This window comes from Orbaceae bacterium lpD02, from assembly GCA_036251875.1.
Lineage (GTDB): Bacteria > Pseudomonadota > Gammaproteobacteria > Enterobacterales > Orbaceae > Orbus > Orbus sturtevantii.
Genome location: CP133960.1, coordinates 2,122,741 through 2,138,773, shown reverse-complemented (window position 1 = coordinate 2,138,773; position 16,033 = coordinate 2,122,741). Strand labels below are relative to the sequence as shown.

Genomic DNA, 16,033 nt, shown 5'->3' with positions numbered 1-16,033 from the left:
CCTTATTAAAATGGCATTACCAACGAAAGCACAAGCTGAAAACTATAATTTACGGGCTTTTTGTGCACAAATTATTTTTGATGTACTTGAAAAAGGCAATTCACTTAGCTCACTATTAATCAATTATAACAATAAAGTTAATGATAAAGATCGCGCCTTAATGCAAGAAATTAGCTTCGGTATAATGCGAGTGTTGCCAGAACTAGAATTTTACGTGCAAGCATTGATGGATAAAATTTTTACAGGTAAAAATCGCATCATCCATTACCTATTATTAGTCGGGCTTTATCAGCTTATTTACACGCGTATTCCACCGCATGCTGCAGCAAGTGAAACGGTAAATGGAGTAATAAGCTTAAAAAAACCATCATTAAAAGGGGTGGTAAATGGTGTACTACGTACTTTTTTACGCCAACAAAATGAATTAAAAAAGCAATTTATGCTAAATGGCAACTCGTCACTTCATCCTGCTTGGTTGCTAAAACGGATTAAACTAGCCTATCCGGAAAATTGGTCTGATATTATTACCGCAAATAATCAACGTCCCCCGATGTGGCTACGTATAAATAGCTTGCAATTTAGCGCGATACAATATCAACAGTTGTTAAATGATTATGACATTGGCTCAATCAAAGATAACCATGTAAAAAGTGCATTACGATTACTATCACCTTCTCCTGTTAATAAATTGCCACTATTCGAGCAAGGTGCGGTAACCATACAAGATTTATCTGCGCAGCATGCAGCTTACCTACTTGCACCTGAAAATGGGGAGACAATATTAGATCTCTGCGCGGCGCCAGGCGGCAAAACGACCCATATTTTAGAACTTGCACCGCAAGCAAACGTCATTGCTGTTGATATTGATAGTGAACGAGTTAAGCGCATTGAACAAAATTTAGCGCGTTTAAAATTAAAAGCACAAGTTAAAGTTGGTGATGGTTTAACCCCTGAAAAATGGAGTGATGACCAACAATTTGACCGTATTTTGCTTGATGCGCCTTGCTCAGCTACTGGCATTATTCGTCGTCACCCAGATATAAAATGGTTAAGGCGTGACAGTGACATAATAGAACTCGCTGAGTTACAATATCAAATATTAACAAAGATTTGGCCTTATTTAAAAGTCAATGGCATTTTAATTTATGCGACTTGTTCTATTTTACCTGATGAAAATAGCCAACAAATATCCCGTTTTTTGATGCAACATAATAATGCCAAACAATTACAACCCGTACAGCAATATCTACCGATAGAAAATGGTGGCGATGGCTTTTTCTATGCAAAATTACAAAAAATTTAAACAATTATTGGTTTCAATATAATGTAATATTTTTATATTAATGTATATTAATCAAATGAATGGTAATATTTGTTATTAAAGCAGCTTAGGCATAGTAAATATGAGTCTGACAATCCATCACAGTAAAAATAGCTTGGATGTATTTTACCTACATTACTTGTGGACTACAGTTACCCGATATATAGCTAAAACCAGTAGGTAAAGTAGACCTAACCGCTATGATTCAATTTATATACATAATATTAATCAGCTCAGTATTATCAATGCTAACTGGGTGTTCTATTTTTTTCGGCTATTCAGCCAATCTTGATCAATATGAACAGCAGCTAATTAATAACAATTGTGACTATACAATTATTGAAGAGCAAATAAATAGTGATCCGCTGCTTTGGACATTGAACGGCGGATCATTAGCGCGTCAATGCCATGACTATAAGAAAAGTATTGAATATTTAGATCTAGCAGAAACAATCTTTAAACAACAAGAACTAGCACTCGCAGTGAGCTCTGTAGGCAATTCTATTGGATCTGTTCTTATCAATAATAATATCAACGACTATCAAGGTGAGAACTACGAAAAAATCATGATGAATGTCTATAAAGGTTTAAACTTTATGTCGCTTGATGATTTTAGTAATGCTAGGGTTGAATTTAATCGCGCATTGGATAGGCAACGTAGAGCAAGTGAATTCTTCGCAAAAGAGATTAATGAAGCTTATACCAAATATAATCGTTCACCATATATGCAAGAAATTCGCGAGCCAATCAACCCAAACGAAAAAATTCAAGCTTATCGCGGCGATATTACACCTGATATCATTTATCCGAATTTTATTAACCCCTTTGCTACCTATATTAGCGGATTGTTTTTCTATCTTGATGGTGATTATAGTAAAGCCCGTGATTTGTTCAAACAAACGGCCCGCATGTTACCCAAGCAACAACAGATTAAAGCAGATTTAGCATTAACAGAGCAAAGATCACTACGTCAACAACATTATGCTTGGCTAATTTATGAAAATGGTCAAAGTATGATTAAACGCTCGTTTACTTATCATTTTCCTTCTTACTTATTTACCGATAAAATTGTGACCAGTGATGTTAATTTACCGACAATCTATAAACGTTCATCCTCATACCCTTATTTACTGCTTAATCAACAAAAAACAACTGAGATAGCAAGCATGGATAATATTATCCAAATTGAGTTTAATAAAAAACTACCAGCAATTATTACTGAGGCAATGTTAAATATGATTGCTAAATCAGTTCTGCAATACTCGCTAGAAAAAAATTTGGAACAATATGGTGGTAAATGGTGGGGGCTTTTATATCAATTAGCAACTGATACGGCTGATGTCAGACAATGGCGAGCGATGCCAAAAAATTTCCAGATCGCACGAACGGTAATTAAAGACCAAAACTTAACAATATATCAACCCAATGGTACAGTATTGGCTAAAATAGATTCACTACAAACTGACCGTGATGCGATTATTTACATTAAATCTGATATAGTGGATCACTATACTATCGATTTAATACAAAAAAGCACTATACATAACAATTAATGAGGCTCTATATGATTAATTTATGCAAAATCTTTCACACCTATACTACAGCCCTTATACTTGGACTGGTCTTAGTATTAACAGGATGTTCATCTAACGTCGAATACGTTACTGCTGATAATGCCGATGACGCAATTAGTTTAGGATTAGATAGCCAAGACTTTGAGAGCGCAGCTCAAGAAGCATTAAATTCACTATTAGCAAGTAATGCTTTAAATAAACCTGGTGGTGGGCGTTATGTGGTTGCAATTGGTAAAGTCATTAACGACACAACATTACGAATTGATACCGATATGCTAGTTAAAAAAATTCGAATTGGTATGCTTCAATCAGGTAAAGCCGTTATTACTAGTGCGATTGCTGGTAACAGCAACAACGTTGATGACTTAATTTATGATGTTCGTGAATTACGTGGTAATGATGAATTTAAGCAAGATACCATTGCTGGTAAAGGAACACTTTACGCGCCAGATTTTTCATTAACGGGTAAAATCTTACAACGAATTTCTCGTACGGGAAAAAACAAGCAGCTAGTAGAATATTATTTACAGTTAACACTGACCGATATTAAAAGCGGTCTCGCTTATTGGGAAAATGAAAGCATAGTACGTAAATTAGGCAGTAATAAATCAACTGCTTGGTAATGAGGAATCCACTATGAAGATATTAACAAGATTAAACATTACCTTAGCCTCTATTTTATTATTATCTGCTTGTAGTTCAAAAATAGACAATAAACCAATAGTAGAAGCAACGTCTTCAATTGAAACGGCTTCAACTACAGATATAAATGATGAAACTCGTTATGAAAATGGTTTAGGTCAGACACAAATCGAACGTTATAAAATAGTCGTATTACCGACCTTGGTTGATTTAGCTACCCAAAATACCTTTCCCGTTTCGCCAAGCAGCTTATCGAATACGCTATCACATGAGATCATAACTGCTCTGTATGAAACACACCGATTTGATATTTTAGCTAATGATAATCCCTCAGATGAAGAAGATAATAGCGATGCGCCACAATTTGAAGACGCTAATTTTTATCTGCAAAGTACGCTAAATCAGCTTGATACCCAAGAAACCGTACGTATTTTAAAAGCAACAGGCCAAGGGGTTGAAGAAAAAACAGTTATTGCAACGATACTTTACCAAATTGTTGATGCTAAAACCCATAAAGTTGTTTTTAGTCATTCATTAAACTATCAATTAAAAAGCACTACAAATAATGAAACTTTTGGTACAACAATTAATAATACATTAAAATCAATGGCGAACTTAATAAAAAATGAAATCATTAATGAAATCTACCCAATTAGAATTTTAACAGTACAACGTAATGATGTTACTTTAGATTATCCGCTTCCTACTGATTCACAGTGCCAAGTGATGAGATTAGGTAAAAAAATTAAGGATAGCTATACCGACAGTTTACTTGGTTATGAACAAAGCATTGTTGGTAAATTACTCATTACCAGAGTAACGAGCGTACTATCCTATGCTGAAGTAATAGATGGCGAAGCCAGTAAAGGGGATATCTGTAAACCCATACAAACAAGTATTATCTCTGCACCAGAATTGGTAAAACAAACACCGCAAGGTGGCGTGATTTTACCTTTTGATTAACTGATTTTAATGAAAAAAGTGTTAAATATGAAAAAAATAGGTTTGATATTCATAGCGTTGATTTTTACAAATATCAGTTACAGCTATGCAAATGACCAAGTAGAGCTCGCCTCATATTTATCATATTTACCTAAAGGCACTGATTTATCAATTTTAGTTGAAACGGTTGAAAAAAAACCTACCACTCTTATTTCCTATCAAAGTGACCAATTTAAGCAGCCGGCAAGCGTACAAAAATTAATTACGGCACTTGCAGCAGAGCTTGAGCTTGGCGCAGATTTTCGTTTTGTTACTCGCTTACAAACAAACGGAAAAATAAACAATAAGCAACTTAAAGGCGATCTCATTATCCAAATGAGTGGCGATCCGACCTTTACTCGTAGAAATCTTAATGAAATGTTGACGGTATTAAAGCTCAAAGGTATTGATAAAATAACCGGTAATATTATTATTGATAGCTCAGTATTTATGGGTCATGACAAGGCATCAGGATGGTCATGGAATAACCTAACATCCTGCTATAATACCGCGCCTTCTGCAATTATTATCGATGGGAATTGTTTTTATGCGGGAATTTTACCCGCACAAAAAATCGGTGAAAAAGCGACAACATCCGTTTCGCCTATTTATCCGGTCAATCTTACTAGTAATATTATAACCATCAGAAATAAATCGGAATCATTAGTCGATAAATACTGCGAACTAAACGTGGTAGCAAGCGAGAAAAATAAATATCACTTAACTGGCTGCGTTAAATACAGTAAGCAAAAAAGCTACCTAAAGTTTGCCGTAATAGACGGATTTGATTATTTATCATCAATATTAAAAACAGAGCTTGCCCAAAAAAAAATTAACTTTACAGGTCGAATTTTTGAAACAAAAGAACCAATAACGAAATCACTGGTGCCCTTAGCAATCAATCAATCAGCTCCATTATCAGAATTACTGACAACAATGCTAAAAAAGTCTCATAACTTAATTGCAGATACTGTTTATCGCACCATCGGTGCTCACTATTTTGATGTTCCAGGTACATGGCAAAACTCAAGTGATGCGATAAAAGCAATATTACTGCAAAAAGCTAATATTGATTTAGCTAATGCTGTTATTGTCGATGGTTCAGGCCTCTCTAGATTAAACCTTATTGATGCAGATAAGCTGATGCAAGTCCTGCAATATATTGCAGCAAATAACGATACCTTGAAAATCGTTGAAATGTTGCCTATCGCCGGTATTGATGGCACATTACAATATAGAAGAAGTTTTTCAAATAATGAATTAAAATCAATAATTTATGCTAAAACAGGATACTTAGAGGGTAACTATAACCTCGCTGGTTTCCTGAAAACTAATCAGAATCAGTATATTGCCTTTATCCAGTTTATTTCTGGTTATAATCATCTTAATAATGAAAATGAGCCTAAAAATAGCGCAATTGTTAAATTTGAAAAAGAATTTTATCGAAATTTGTTGAAAGAAAATAAAACAGATTAAATACCAAGAGCAACTTTTACGCCTAAAACAATAAGAATAACGCCTAATAGTTTATCTATGATAAATTGAATTTTTGCATAACGTCGTTGTACTAATTGAGACTGAAATATAATAACAACCATCGGCCACCAAATGACGGCTTCAATAAAGATGATCGCAGCAACCAGAAACTTATCAAACAATGATGAGCTAATGTCAATTACCTGAGTAAAGATCGCCAGAAAAAATAGCGTCGCTTTTGGGTTAAGTAAATTGCAAAGGTATCCCTGTATAAAAACTTTCTTATAGCTAATGTAAGGTTGTATCGCCCCCTTTCCAACATAGAGTGTGGCAGACCCCTTTGCAAACAGGGCTTTTATCCCAATCCAAATTAAATAAGCGGCGCCGACATAGCGTAAAAAGGTAAACAACCAAGGCGTTGTTTTAATAATAACAGCGATGCCGGCAACACAATAGCTCATATGTGTAAGTAGCCCCATTAGTATACCAAAAGCCGTTATAAGGGCATATTTACGAGGATAACTTAAGCTATTTTTTACCACCAAAAAAAAGTCTGGTCCAGGTGACACCATACCAAAAAAACTAATCGTTGCCACCACTAAAAATATATCCCATGTCATCTACTGGGTACCTGCCGAACGATTAATCGTTGCTATAGCGGATTTATGATCAATAATAAACTGCTTTTTATCGATTGTGTGATCTAAATAATCAGTTAAGAAGCGCGCATTCGTTTTGATTCCTGCGCCATCTAAAATAATACGAGGTAGATCGATTTGATAAATGGTACTTTTTACATCCATCGCAAGATCTGTTGAATTAGCATTTGTCAATAAATACAAAAAACGCTCTCGTTGCGATAAATTAGCAATAGTTTGTGTCCCCGCTCCCATCATTAAGTGATCAGGAAAAATATAAAATACAGTGTTTTTTAGCATGCCTTGCTTATCCAAATATTCAATAAACCGATTTAAATTATAATCGAGTGAAGCCGCTGCAAATGACATACTATTGTCTTTCTTACTTATCAACGGCTCCATTCGCGCATCATGGAAACCATCGGGTGCATGCGTTGAAATCGTCGAAATAAAAAGTGCAAATGGTTTATCGCTTGCCGCTAACTCGTTAATTTGTCGCTTTGCTATATCAAAGGTATCTCTATCATAGAGACCAAATGGCGCATCAGGATATTGATCTGGGTAGTTTTTTTCACAAATAACATCAATTCCAAATAGAGAGATAATATGGCCAATCCCTGCAAAGGTAGGACTACCTATAATATAACGGGCTTGATAACCACCTTTATTTAATACATCCCCCAAACTGACTAAGTTTGTTTTTGTTATATCACTTAACGGTGTAGTATTAGATCCACCAACGAGCAACGGCATGCCCGTCATATAAGTATACATAGAGGCAGTGGTCCATGAGCTCCCCATTCCCATTGGGATATTAGGATAAAATGAATATTTCTGCGTCAATTTATTCAAATTCGGCGTGATATCGTTAAAATCTAAAAAACCCTGCTCAAACGATTCTAATGAAATAACAATAATATTTTTACCAGACAAGGCTTCAATTTGTTCTTTAGTAGGGTAATCAGTGATATTTAGCTTTTCTAATGATTGAGTGAATGTTAATTTAGGTGAGCTAGTAACCTGATATATTTCAAATAATTTTTCGACAGGTCCATGCTCATAGTTAAGGGATAATATTGCAACGACTAAGATCGCTAAACGAAGAAATATTTTACATTTTTGTAACACTACAGCCAATTTGAACTGAACAAAAAGAAAAACAAAAAAAGCAACAATGGCAAAAGCTGCCTGTAGCTTAAAAATAGCTAACCCTTCAATAATATCATTGGCATTAAGATTGACATAGAACTGATAGTCAACAAATCCGCCACTAAAATAAATTGAGATCAATTCGGTAACCAATAGCAAAGTCATTAAAATAATAATCAGTAATTTTGCTCTTTTGCCGTGAACAAAGGAAGCCAACGAAATAGAGATAAGTAATAAAGGAAGCGAGATCCAAGCATTAATCGGCAATAAGGCTAGCATGTTATCTAATAATCATAATTCTAAATGTTACACAGTATACTACAAATCCAATAAGATGCATTTGTTTAGATTATAAGATAGTTTGATATATAATACTTTACATTGTTATAGATGAGTTAATCACGCGGTTAAACGAACTTATTTCAGCTTTGCTTGTCACATTTATATCAACAAAATAATCAATTCTGATATGATAACAACATTGATAGAGATATCATCGATAAATAGCAAGGAAATATGATGAAAATCCTATTTGGAATTCAAGGTACGGGAAATGGACATATCAGCCGCTGTCGGACCTTAGCTAAAGCGCTAAGTATTGCAAAAGCTGAGGTCGATTATATTTTTAGTGGTAGAGATGCCAAAGATTACTTTGATATGGATGCATTTGGTGACTATAAAATCTATGAAGGAATGAGTTTTGCAACCCAAAATGGCAAAATAAACCTACATAAAACAATTAAACGCATACGAGGTTTTCGCCTGATCAAAGATGTCCGCGATCTCGATTTATCACAATATGATATGATTATTAGTGACTTCGAGCCCGTTAGCGCTTGGGCTGCTCATCACCGGGGACGAGAAAGCTTAGGGATTAGCAATCAGGCTGTTTGTCAATACTTTAAGCCTAAAGAGTATGGGCTCATTGCGAATACTATCATGAAGTTTTATGCCCCTGTAACTAAACCTATTGGCCTACACTGGTTTCACTTTGGTCATGCCTTAGTACCCCCTATAATCGATCCATTAATTTGTCAGCACGAAAATGGCAAAATTATTGTTTATCTACCCTTCGAATCAATTGAAGATATTATTAGTTTTTTACTACCATTTAGTCAGCGCTATGAGTTTGAATGCTACCACCCAAATATAAAACAAGAAGCAATAAATAACGCAATTAATCTTAAACCCTTAAGCCGTGACACATTTACTAATGCTGTATCCGCCTGTTCGGGAATTATTGCTAACACTGGGTTTGCTCTCATTTCAGAAGCACTCGTTTTAGGTAAAAAAGTGTTGACTAAACCTGTTTCAGGTCAATTTGAACAAATTTATAATGCCGAGTGTTTAGCAAAACTTGATCTGGCAACTGTTATGAATTTTCTTGATCAAAAAGTGCTAGAAAAATGGCTAACCAAGCCATCGCCCTCACCGATTGTCTACCCCGATGTAGCAACCCATTTAGCTAATTGGATCGTCAGCGGACAACAAGAATCACTGGCCGAATTAAGTAATCGATTATGGCAAAAAACTGAATTCCCCCCTCATGTTCAGCAAAAAATTAGGGCGCTGGGCTATGCAATATAATGAATAAATTTAAAATAAGGCTAAATTATGATTTTAAGTATTATTGTAGCAATGGCAAATCAGCGTGTTATTGGACTAGATAATCAAATGCCGTGGCATTTACCCGCAGATTTAGCATGGTTTAAAAAAAATACACTGAATAAGCCGATTATTATGGGACGAAAAACGTTTGAATCAATAGGTAGACCACTGCCAAATCGGCATAATATTATTATTAGTCGAACACCGCAATTAAGTACTAATCCACAAATTAGTTGGGTTACGAGTTTAGAAGAAGCAATCAATATTGCTAAAAAGAATGAAGAAGTATTTATTATTGGTGGTGGAAATATTTATCAGCAAGCTCTAGCTTATGCCGACCGTCTCTACTTAACTCACATTAATGCTGAGTTAAAAGGTGACACCTGCTTTCCAGACTACAGCTCGAGTCAATGGCAGCAAATTTTCCAAGAAACACACCATGCTGATGATAAAAATCCGTATGATTATACGTTTGAAATTTTAGAAAAAGCACAAATAAAAAATTCATTATAATTTTATCGACGTTCCGCCTTATAACCAAAAAGGTTATTTTAGCGGCAGCATGATGAAATCGATAATCACAGCTAGCATACTTCACCGCTACCAGACAAACCATGCTAATACCGGGGCAAATCTGAAAAAAATAGCTAATTATTAGATAACCGCCTAGCCTCAATTACATCAGGTAGCTGTACAAGTTTATTGAGTACGCGATTAAGCGACTCTTGATCAGACACCTCCATATCCATATCAATTGTTGCTATTTGCTGCTTAATATCGCTGCGACTTGAAACTCCCAGTACATTCACTTTTTCATTGGCCAAAATAGTAGTGATATCACGCAATAAACCGCTACGGTCACTTGCAATAACCCGCATCACCATCGTGTAACTGCCAAAACGCTGATTATTCCACAAGGCCTCAACTATTCGTTCTGGTGCATGCTCTTTCAATTCTAATAATTGTTCACAATCAGCACGGTGAATCGATACTCCTCGCCCTAGCGTAACAAAGCCTATAATATCATCGCCAGGAATCGGTCGGCAGCACTTTGCCATGGTCATCATCAAGTTTCCGACACCCTCAATAATAATTTCACTACTATTTTTCTTACTGTTTTTGGTTTGAGTATTTGATTTTTGTGTCAGCAGTTTTAAAGCAGCCTCGTCTTCTTCCTCCGCGGTTGGCTTATTAAACTGCGCATTGAGATAATTAACTAGTTGATTAATACGAATATCGCCGCTACCAATTCCGGCCAATACTTCATCAAAGCTATGTGCGTTATAACGATTGATTAATAGTTTTTCAACATCTTTTATCACTAATTCTAATTGCACCAGTTCACTCTCAAGGAGCTCTTTACCTGCCGCAATATTTTTTTCGCGATCTTGTTTCTTAAACCATGCTTGAATTTTTGCTCTCGCCCTGCTGCTATTAACAAAGCCAGCATTTGGGTTCAACCAATCACGGCTTGGGTTTAGCTGTTTTTGAGTAATAATTTCAACCACGTCTCCCATCTTTAACTGATGGGTAAAAGGTACGATGCGCCCAGCAATTTTTGCGCCAATACAGCGATGCCCAACATCACTATGGATATGATACGCAAAATCAAGTGGTGTTGAGCCTGCAGGTAAATCAACTACGTCGCCTTTGGGCGTAAAAACGTAGACTCTATCATCAAATACCTGACTGCGCACTTGCTCTTGAATTTCACCACTTTCCGACATCTCTTGCTGCCACGCAAGTAACTTCCGAAGCCAGCTAATACGCTGGTCATAAGCGGTCATCTTATCGGTGCTACCTTCTTTATATTTCCAGTGAGCGGCAATCCCTAACTCAGCGTCATTATGCATCTGCTCGGTACGGATTTGAATTTCAATCGTATTATCTTGCGGGCCATAAACCACCGTATGAATCGATTGGTAACCATTCGGTTTAGGGTTTGCCACATAATCATCAAACTCTTTGGCTATATGTTTATACTGGCTATGAACAATACTTAAAGCGGCATAACAATCTTCAACGCGTTCACAAATAATTCGCACTGCGCGAATATCATAAAGAGCATCAAACGTTAAGTTTTTCCGTTCCATTTTTCGCCAAATACTATAAATATGTTTTGGTCGACCATATACTTCAGCTTTAATCTTATCTTGATTGATTATATTTTGTAAATTAGCCACAAAATCATTAATATATCGTTCTCGATCCATCCGTTTTTCATGTAACTGATTAGCAATCAAACGATATTCATCAGGTTGCAGATAACGGAAACAAAAATCTTCTATTTCCCACTTTAATTGACCAATACCTAAACGATTAGCAAGCGGCGCATAAATATTAAAACACTCTTTTGCGGCAAGAACTTGTTTTTCCCTTGGTGCATCAATTAAGTCTCGCAAGTAGGTGATTCGCTCAGCTAGCTTAATCACAACACTACGAAAATCATTCACCATTGCAAGTAACATTCGCCGAATACTGTCAATTTGTTCTGAGGTCGCAGTCCCGTTACGGATAGCGCGTAACTGACGGATCTCTTTCATACGAATAATACTGGTCACCAAGTGCAATATTTCACGGTCAAATACGTCGCTAATATCTTCTCGGCGAATAATTTTAGCATCAAGAAAAGGACACAATAATGCAGCACATAAACTATCGATATCCATATTTAACATCGATAGAATTTCAACCATCTCAATAGCATTAGCAAAACAATGATGTTGCTCAGCCGCTCCTGCGCTATTTTCAAAACAAAAATCCCAGACTGTTTTAAACTTATTATAAGATTTTGAATTATTTAAAGATAATATATGTTTTGCCCACTGTTCAACATCAAACTGTTCTAATGAGTAATGTTCATTACTGTGCTGATGTGCTTCTCTTATTGATACCATCTTATTTTGTTCCTAATTTAATAAACAATAACATTGATTCAATATGTTTAGTCTGCGGAAACATATCTAAAATTGATATATTTGCGATCTGATAGCCAGCTTGTAATAATATTTTACTATCGCGTACTAATGTTGCTGGATTACATGAAATATAGACCACATGTGTCGGACTATATTGTATTATTTTAGCAATGACCTTATTAGCACCAGGCCTTGCCGGATCAAGCAAGACTTTATTAATGCTAGCGGTAAACCAAACGGAGTTTTCATCAATGTGATCTAAGTTGCTAACAAAAAACTCACTGTCTCCGAGTAAATATTGTCGATTAAATATCGCATTAAATTTTGCCTTATCAACTAAAGCATCAACCCCTTCAACGCCGAAAACATTAGCGCATTTCATTGCAATTGGTAAGGTAAAATTACCCATACCACAAAATAGATCTAACACATGATCTTGCGGAATTAATTCGAGCCAGTCAATTGCTTGCTCGATCATAAGCAAATTAACGCCTTCATTCACCTGAATAAAATCAAGCGGACTAAACATTAATTTTAATGGGCCAATGCAATAATAATGCTCTTTATTGCCAACTAAATGGACAAGCTCATCGCCATGTAAATAAAAGCTTATTTTTTGCTGTAATGCAAAATCAACGAGCTGCTTAGTATCTTGCTCACTAAAAGCGCGAACATGTCTTAATACTACAATTGTACCGCTATCGGTATGAATAAGGTCAAGATGCCCCAAGGCTTTTCTATCTTTTAACCCATTCAAACAGCCTTTTAATGGTACGAGCTGTAGCTCTAGTTGCTCGACTAAAACAGGGCAAACGGTAATATCGACAATTTGCTTTGATTCTAATTGTCTGAAACCGATGACTAACTGGTTATTTTCATACATTATGGCCAGACGAGCGCGCCGCCGGTAATGATAAGGAGTGGAAGTAATCATCTTAACATCAGTAGCATCTATCTTATAGCCCGTCTCTTTTTCAATTAACCCGAGCAAAGCGCCTGCTTTGACGTGATGCTGCATCGCTATTGCCATATGCTGCATTTCGCAGCCGCCACAAATACGATAATGGCGACAATTCGGAGCGATACGTTGTTCGCTTTTAACTAAATATTTTAATACTTTTGCTTTTGCGTACTGCCTCTTATCTTCAGTTAATCGAACTTCAACTTGTTCACCGGGTAACGCATTTTTAATAAATACCGTTTTCCCGAGATAATGAGCGATTCCTTGACCAAAACCATCAAGCGCATGTACGGTCAATTTAATCGCTTTTGGCGTTGATGGCGCTTTTTTAGGCGGAGAATAAAATAAAACCATGATTAATAGATACTAGCCAATGCGTTGTAATAATGCGACTTCAACATGCTTAGGTACTAATATTGAAATATCGCCGTCATGTAGTGCAACATCTTTAACTATTGTTGATGAAATAAAACTTGTTGCAATCGATGGCATTAAAAAAATAGTATCTAAATCATTTTTTAAACTACGATTCATTTCGGCTAATTGCCTTTCATACTCAAAATCATAGGTCGTACGCACACCGCGAATCAAAACCGTAGCCAAATGCTCTTTAGCAAAATCAGCCATTAAATTACTATAGCCAATCACTTCAACATTTAATAAATGCTCCAATGCCGTTGAAACAAGGTCAACACGTTCATCTAATGAGAATAAGGTTTTTTTATTTGGGTTATCGGCAACAGCCACAATTAAGCGAGGAAAGAGTAGTGATGCTCTCAAAATCAGATCAACATGACCATTAGTAATGGGATCAAATGTGCCAGGAAAAATAGCAGTAAGCATTTTTTTCATCTGAAAACCTGTGTATGATATAGAAATATTGTGAATAATATCATACCGAAATTTAGCTTAAATTGTTAGCAAATATGTAGCTTATTTATCCGAAGCTTCAATAATATTGACAATGCTTTTTTTCAAAACGAAGTAAATTTTTGGATTACACTATGCGACCTAAATCTGTATCTTTAATCGTCACAACCTATAACTGGCCAAAAGCGCTTGAGCTGGTATTACTATCAATTAAAACCCAATCAGTATTACCTAATGAGGTGATTATTGCCGATGATGGTTCAAAACAAGAGACCCGGGAATTAATTGCGCGCTATCAAAAGTCATTTCCTATTCCACTTATTCACAGCTGGCAAGAGGATTTAGGCTTTAGGTTAGCTCGTTCACGTAATTTAGCTATAGCTAAAAGTGAAAGCGATTATATTATTATGATTGATGGCGATATGATATTGCACCGCCATTTTATTCGCGACCATAAACTAATAGCTAAACCAAACTACTTTGTACAAGGGCGGCGAGTAATATTATCTGAATTATTTACTCAGATGCTTTTTGAAAATAATAAAACAAAAATTTCATTATTTAATACTGGCGTACAAAATAAGCTAAATGCTATTAGCTGCCGGCTGCTTGCACCAATAGCAACAAAATTTTTGTCTAAAAATGATTACTCGTCAGTTAGAGGATGTAATATGGCTTATTGGCGGAATGACGTTATTTCTATTAACGGTTATAATGAAGACTTTGTCGGCTGGGGTAGAGAAGATAGCGAGTTTGTGGTGAGGCTGCTGAATAACCATATTATACGCCAAGATCTACGTTTTGGAGGTGTCGCTTATCACCTCTATCATCATGAAAACTCAAGACATAATCTTGATGATAATGATCAATTACTTAAGTTAGCTGTTAAAAATAGTGTCCATAACTGTGAGCATGGCCTGAATCAATATTTAATAAAAAATAAACAATCAGAGGTGATAAATGATTGAATTGTCCGTCGTCATCATTGCAAAAAATGAACAACACAACATTGTTGACTGTATTAAAAGTTGCCAATTTGCTAAAGAGATTATTGTAATTGATGATTATAGCACCGATGATACCGTGAAAATAGCCACCGAATTAGGAGCCAAGGTAACTCAACGGGCACTTGCTGGCGATTGGGGGGGACAACAAACCTTTGCGATTAAACAAGCAAGTTATGATTGGATTTTCTTAATTGATGCCGATGAGCGAGTGTCGCCAGAGCTTGAACAGCAAATCAAAGATATGGTAACGGCTAATGAACAAATTGCTTACTGGGTGCATAGACAAAATAAATTTCATCACAATAAAGCCACTCATGGCGTATTAAGGCCTGATTTTGTTTGTCGTTTAATGCCTAAAAAAGGGTCCTATGTTGAAGGCTTTGTCCACCCACAAATTATCACACCTTATCCATCAAAAAAACTATCGGCTTATTTGTATCACTACACTTATGACAATTGGGAGCAATATTTTAATAAATTTAATAAATACACCACCCTATCTGCTGAAAAATATAGAAAAAATAACAAAAAATGTGGTTTCTTTAAAGATATTGTCTTAAGACCATTTTGGGCATTTATTAAAATGTATTTGATTCAAGGTGGGTTTTTAGATGGCAAAATGGGCTGGATTTTATCGGTTAATCACTATTTTTATACCATGAATAAATACGTCAAACTTTACTATTTATATAAATCAAATGGTAAACTTTAGTATTATCTCATTTGCTTACTGTGCAGCGCTACACTGCACAGTAACATAACAAACTCGTTAATCAATATTGCTCCCTCGTATGATAACACCATAATAAGAACATATTGTGGCTCATAAAAAGATGATTAAGTCTGCTATAAATTTACGGCAGCATTCCCGCTCATAACTGATTCCAT

At 35.7% G+C, this 16,033-nt stretch carries 14 protein-coding genes; 9 read left to right on the top strand and 5 right to left on the bottom strand.

Annotated elements, in window-relative coordinates; genetic code table 11:
• Positions 1–10 precede the first annotated feature (10 nt).
• From rsmB to dacB, 5 genes are all read left to right on the top strand, one after another.
• Positions 11–1,303 carry a 16S rRNA (cytosine(967)-C(5))-methyltransferase RsmB gene (gene rsmB / locus RHO12_09345; protein WVD65579.1) on the top strand — a complete coding sequence of 431 codons (1,293 nt, stop codon included), beginning with the start codon at positions 11–13 and terminating at the stop codon, positions 1,301–1,303.
• Positions 1,304–1,521: 218 nt separating this feature from the next.
• Positions 1,522–2,874, top strand: a complete 1,353-nt coding sequence (locus RHO12_09340; protein ID WVD65578.1) for a hypothetical protein — start codon at positions 1,522–1,524, stop codon at positions 2,872–2,874.
• Between the two features lie 11 nt (positions 2,875–2,885).
• Positions 2,886–3,518, top strand: a complete 633-nt coding sequence (gene lpoB, locus RHO12_09335; GenBank protein WVD65577.1) for a penicillin-binding protein activator LpoB — start codon at positions 2,886–2,888, stop codon at positions 3,516–3,518.
• A 13-nt stretch (positions 3,519–3,531) separates the two neighbouring features.
• Complete coding sequence (locus RHO12_09330) at positions 3,532–4,500, top strand: hypothetical protein (protein WVD65576.1); 969 nt, start codon at positions 3,532–3,534, stop codon at positions 4,498–4,500.
• A gap of 27 nt (positions 4,501–4,527) precedes the next feature.
• Positions 4,528–5,994: a serine-type D-Ala-D-Ala carboxypeptidase gene (gene dacB, locus RHO12_09325; protein WVD65575.1), complete on the top strand. Its 1,467-nt coding sequence runs from the start codon at positions 4,528–4,530 to the stop codon at positions 5,992–5,994.
• Here dacB and RHO12_09320 read toward each other — a convergent pair.
• Positions 5,991–6,614, bottom strand: a complete 624-nt coding sequence (locus RHO12_09320) for a LysE family translocator (protein WVD65574.1) — start codon at positions 6,612–6,614, stop codon at positions 5,991–5,993. The genes dacB and RHO12_09320 overlap by 4 nt on opposite strands.
• Entirely contained in the window at positions 6,615–8,060 is a 1,446-nt protein-coding gene (locus tag RHO12_09315) for an LTA synthase family protein (GenBank protein WVD65573.1), read from the bottom strand.
• A gap of 237 nt (positions 8,061–8,297) precedes the next feature.
• On the opposite strand from RHO12_09315, the gene RHO12_09310 reads away from it, so the two are divergent.
• Both RHO12_09310 and folA read left to right on the top strand, forming a co-directional pair.
• Positions 8,298–9,368, top strand: coding sequence for a glycosyltransferase family protein (locus RHO12_09310; protein WVD65572.1), 1,071 nt, complete (start codon positions 8,298–8,300; stop codon positions 9,366–9,368).
• A gap of 30 nt (positions 9,369–9,398) precedes the next feature.
• Entirely contained in the window at positions 9,399–9,902 is a 504-nt protein-coding gene (folA, locus tag RHO12_09305) for a type 3 dihydrofolate reductase (GenBank protein WVD67397.1), read from the top strand.
• 134 nt (positions 9,903–10,036) lie between these two features.
• On the opposite strand, the gene relA is transcribed toward folA, so the two are convergent.
• The 3 genes from relA to coaD are packed head-to-tail and all read right to left on the bottom strand — an operon-like array spanning position 10,037 to position 14,111.
• Positions 10,037–12,286: a GTP diphosphokinase gene (gene relA / locus RHO12_09300; protein WVD65571.1), complete on the bottom strand. Its 2,250-nt coding sequence runs from the start codon at positions 12,284–12,286 to the stop codon at positions 10,037–10,039.
• 1 nt (position 12,287) lies between these two features.
• On the bottom strand, positions 12,288–13,622 hold the full coding sequence (gene rlmD / locus RHO12_09295; GenBank protein ID WVD65570.1) for a 23S rRNA (uracil(1939)-C(5))-methyltransferase RlmD: 1,335 nt from the start codon (positions 13,620–13,622) through the stop codon (positions 12,288–12,290).
• A 12-nt stretch (positions 13,623–13,634) separates the two neighbouring features.
• Complete coding sequence (gene coaD, locus RHO12_09290; GenBank protein ID WVD67396.1) at positions 13,635–14,111, bottom strand: pantetheine-phosphate adenylyltransferase; 477 nt, start codon at positions 14,109–14,111, stop codon at positions 13,635–13,637.
• Between the two features lie 161 nt (positions 14,112–14,272).
• On the opposite strand from coaD, the gene RHO12_09285 reads away from it, so the two are divergent.
• Positions 14,273–15,106: a glycosyltransferase family 2 protein gene (locus tag RHO12_09285; GenBank protein ID WVD65569.1), complete on the top strand. Its 834-nt coding sequence runs from the start codon at positions 14,273–14,275 to the stop codon at positions 15,104–15,106.
• A complete protein-coding gene (locus tag RHO12_09280; GenBank protein ID WVD65568.1) occupies positions 15,099–15,857 on the top strand; it encodes a glycosyltransferase family 2 protein in 759 nt (252 codons plus the stop codon). The genes RHO12_09285 and RHO12_09280 overlap by 8 nt, the downstream gene beginning before the upstream one ends.
• Positions 15,858–16,033: the final 176 nt, after the last annotated feature.

Bases quoted from the DNA above. Each gene is read 5' to 3' on its own strand.
- RHO12_09310 (WVD65572.1), top strand. From the start codon at position 8,298: ATGATGAAAATCCTATTTGGAATTCAAGGTACGGGAAATGGACATATC.
- RHO12_09330 (WVD65576.1), top strand. From the start codon at position 3,532: ATGAAGATATTAACAAGATTAAACATTACCTTAGCCTCTATTTTATTA.
- RHO12_09340 (WVD65578.1), top strand. From the start codon at position 1,522: ATGATTCAATTTATATACATAATATTAATCAGCTCAGTATTATCAATG.
- coaD (WVD67396.1), bottom strand. From the start codon at position 14,111: ATGCTTACTGCTATTTTTCCTGGCACATTTGATCCCATTACTAATGGT.
- rlmD (WVD65570.1), bottom strand. From the start codon at position 13,622: ATGGTTTTATTTTATTCTCCGCCTAAAAAAGCGCCATCAACGCCAAAA.
- lpoB (WVD65577.1), top strand. From the start codon at position 2,886: ATGATTAATTTATGCAAAATCTTTCACACCTATACTACAGCCCTTATA.
- RHO12_09285 (WVD65569.1), top strand. From the start codon at position 14,273: ATGCGACCTAAATCTGTATCTTTAATCGTCACAACCTATAACTGGCCA.
- relA (WVD65571.1), bottom strand. From the start codon at position 12,286: ATGGTATCAATAAGAGAAGCACATCAGCACAGTAATGAACATTACTCA.
- RHO12_09320 (WVD65574.1), bottom strand. From the start codon at position 6,614: ATGACATGGGATATATTTTTAGTGGTGGCAACGATTAGTTTTTTTGGT.
- dacB (WVD65575.1), top strand. From the start codon at position 4,528: ATGAAAAAAATAGGTTTGATATTCATAGCGTTGATTTTTACAAATATC.
- rsmB (WVD65579.1), top strand. From the start codon at position 11: ATGGCATTACCAACGAAAGCACAAGCTGAAAACTATAATTTACGGGCT.
- RHO12_09280 (WVD65568.1), top strand. From the start codon at position 15,099: ATGATTGAATTGTCCGTCGTCATCATTGCAAAAAATGAACAACACAAC.
- RHO12_09315 (WVD65573.1), bottom strand. From the start codon at position 8,060: ATGCTAGCCTTATTGCCGATTAATGCTTGGATCTCGCTTCCTTTATTA.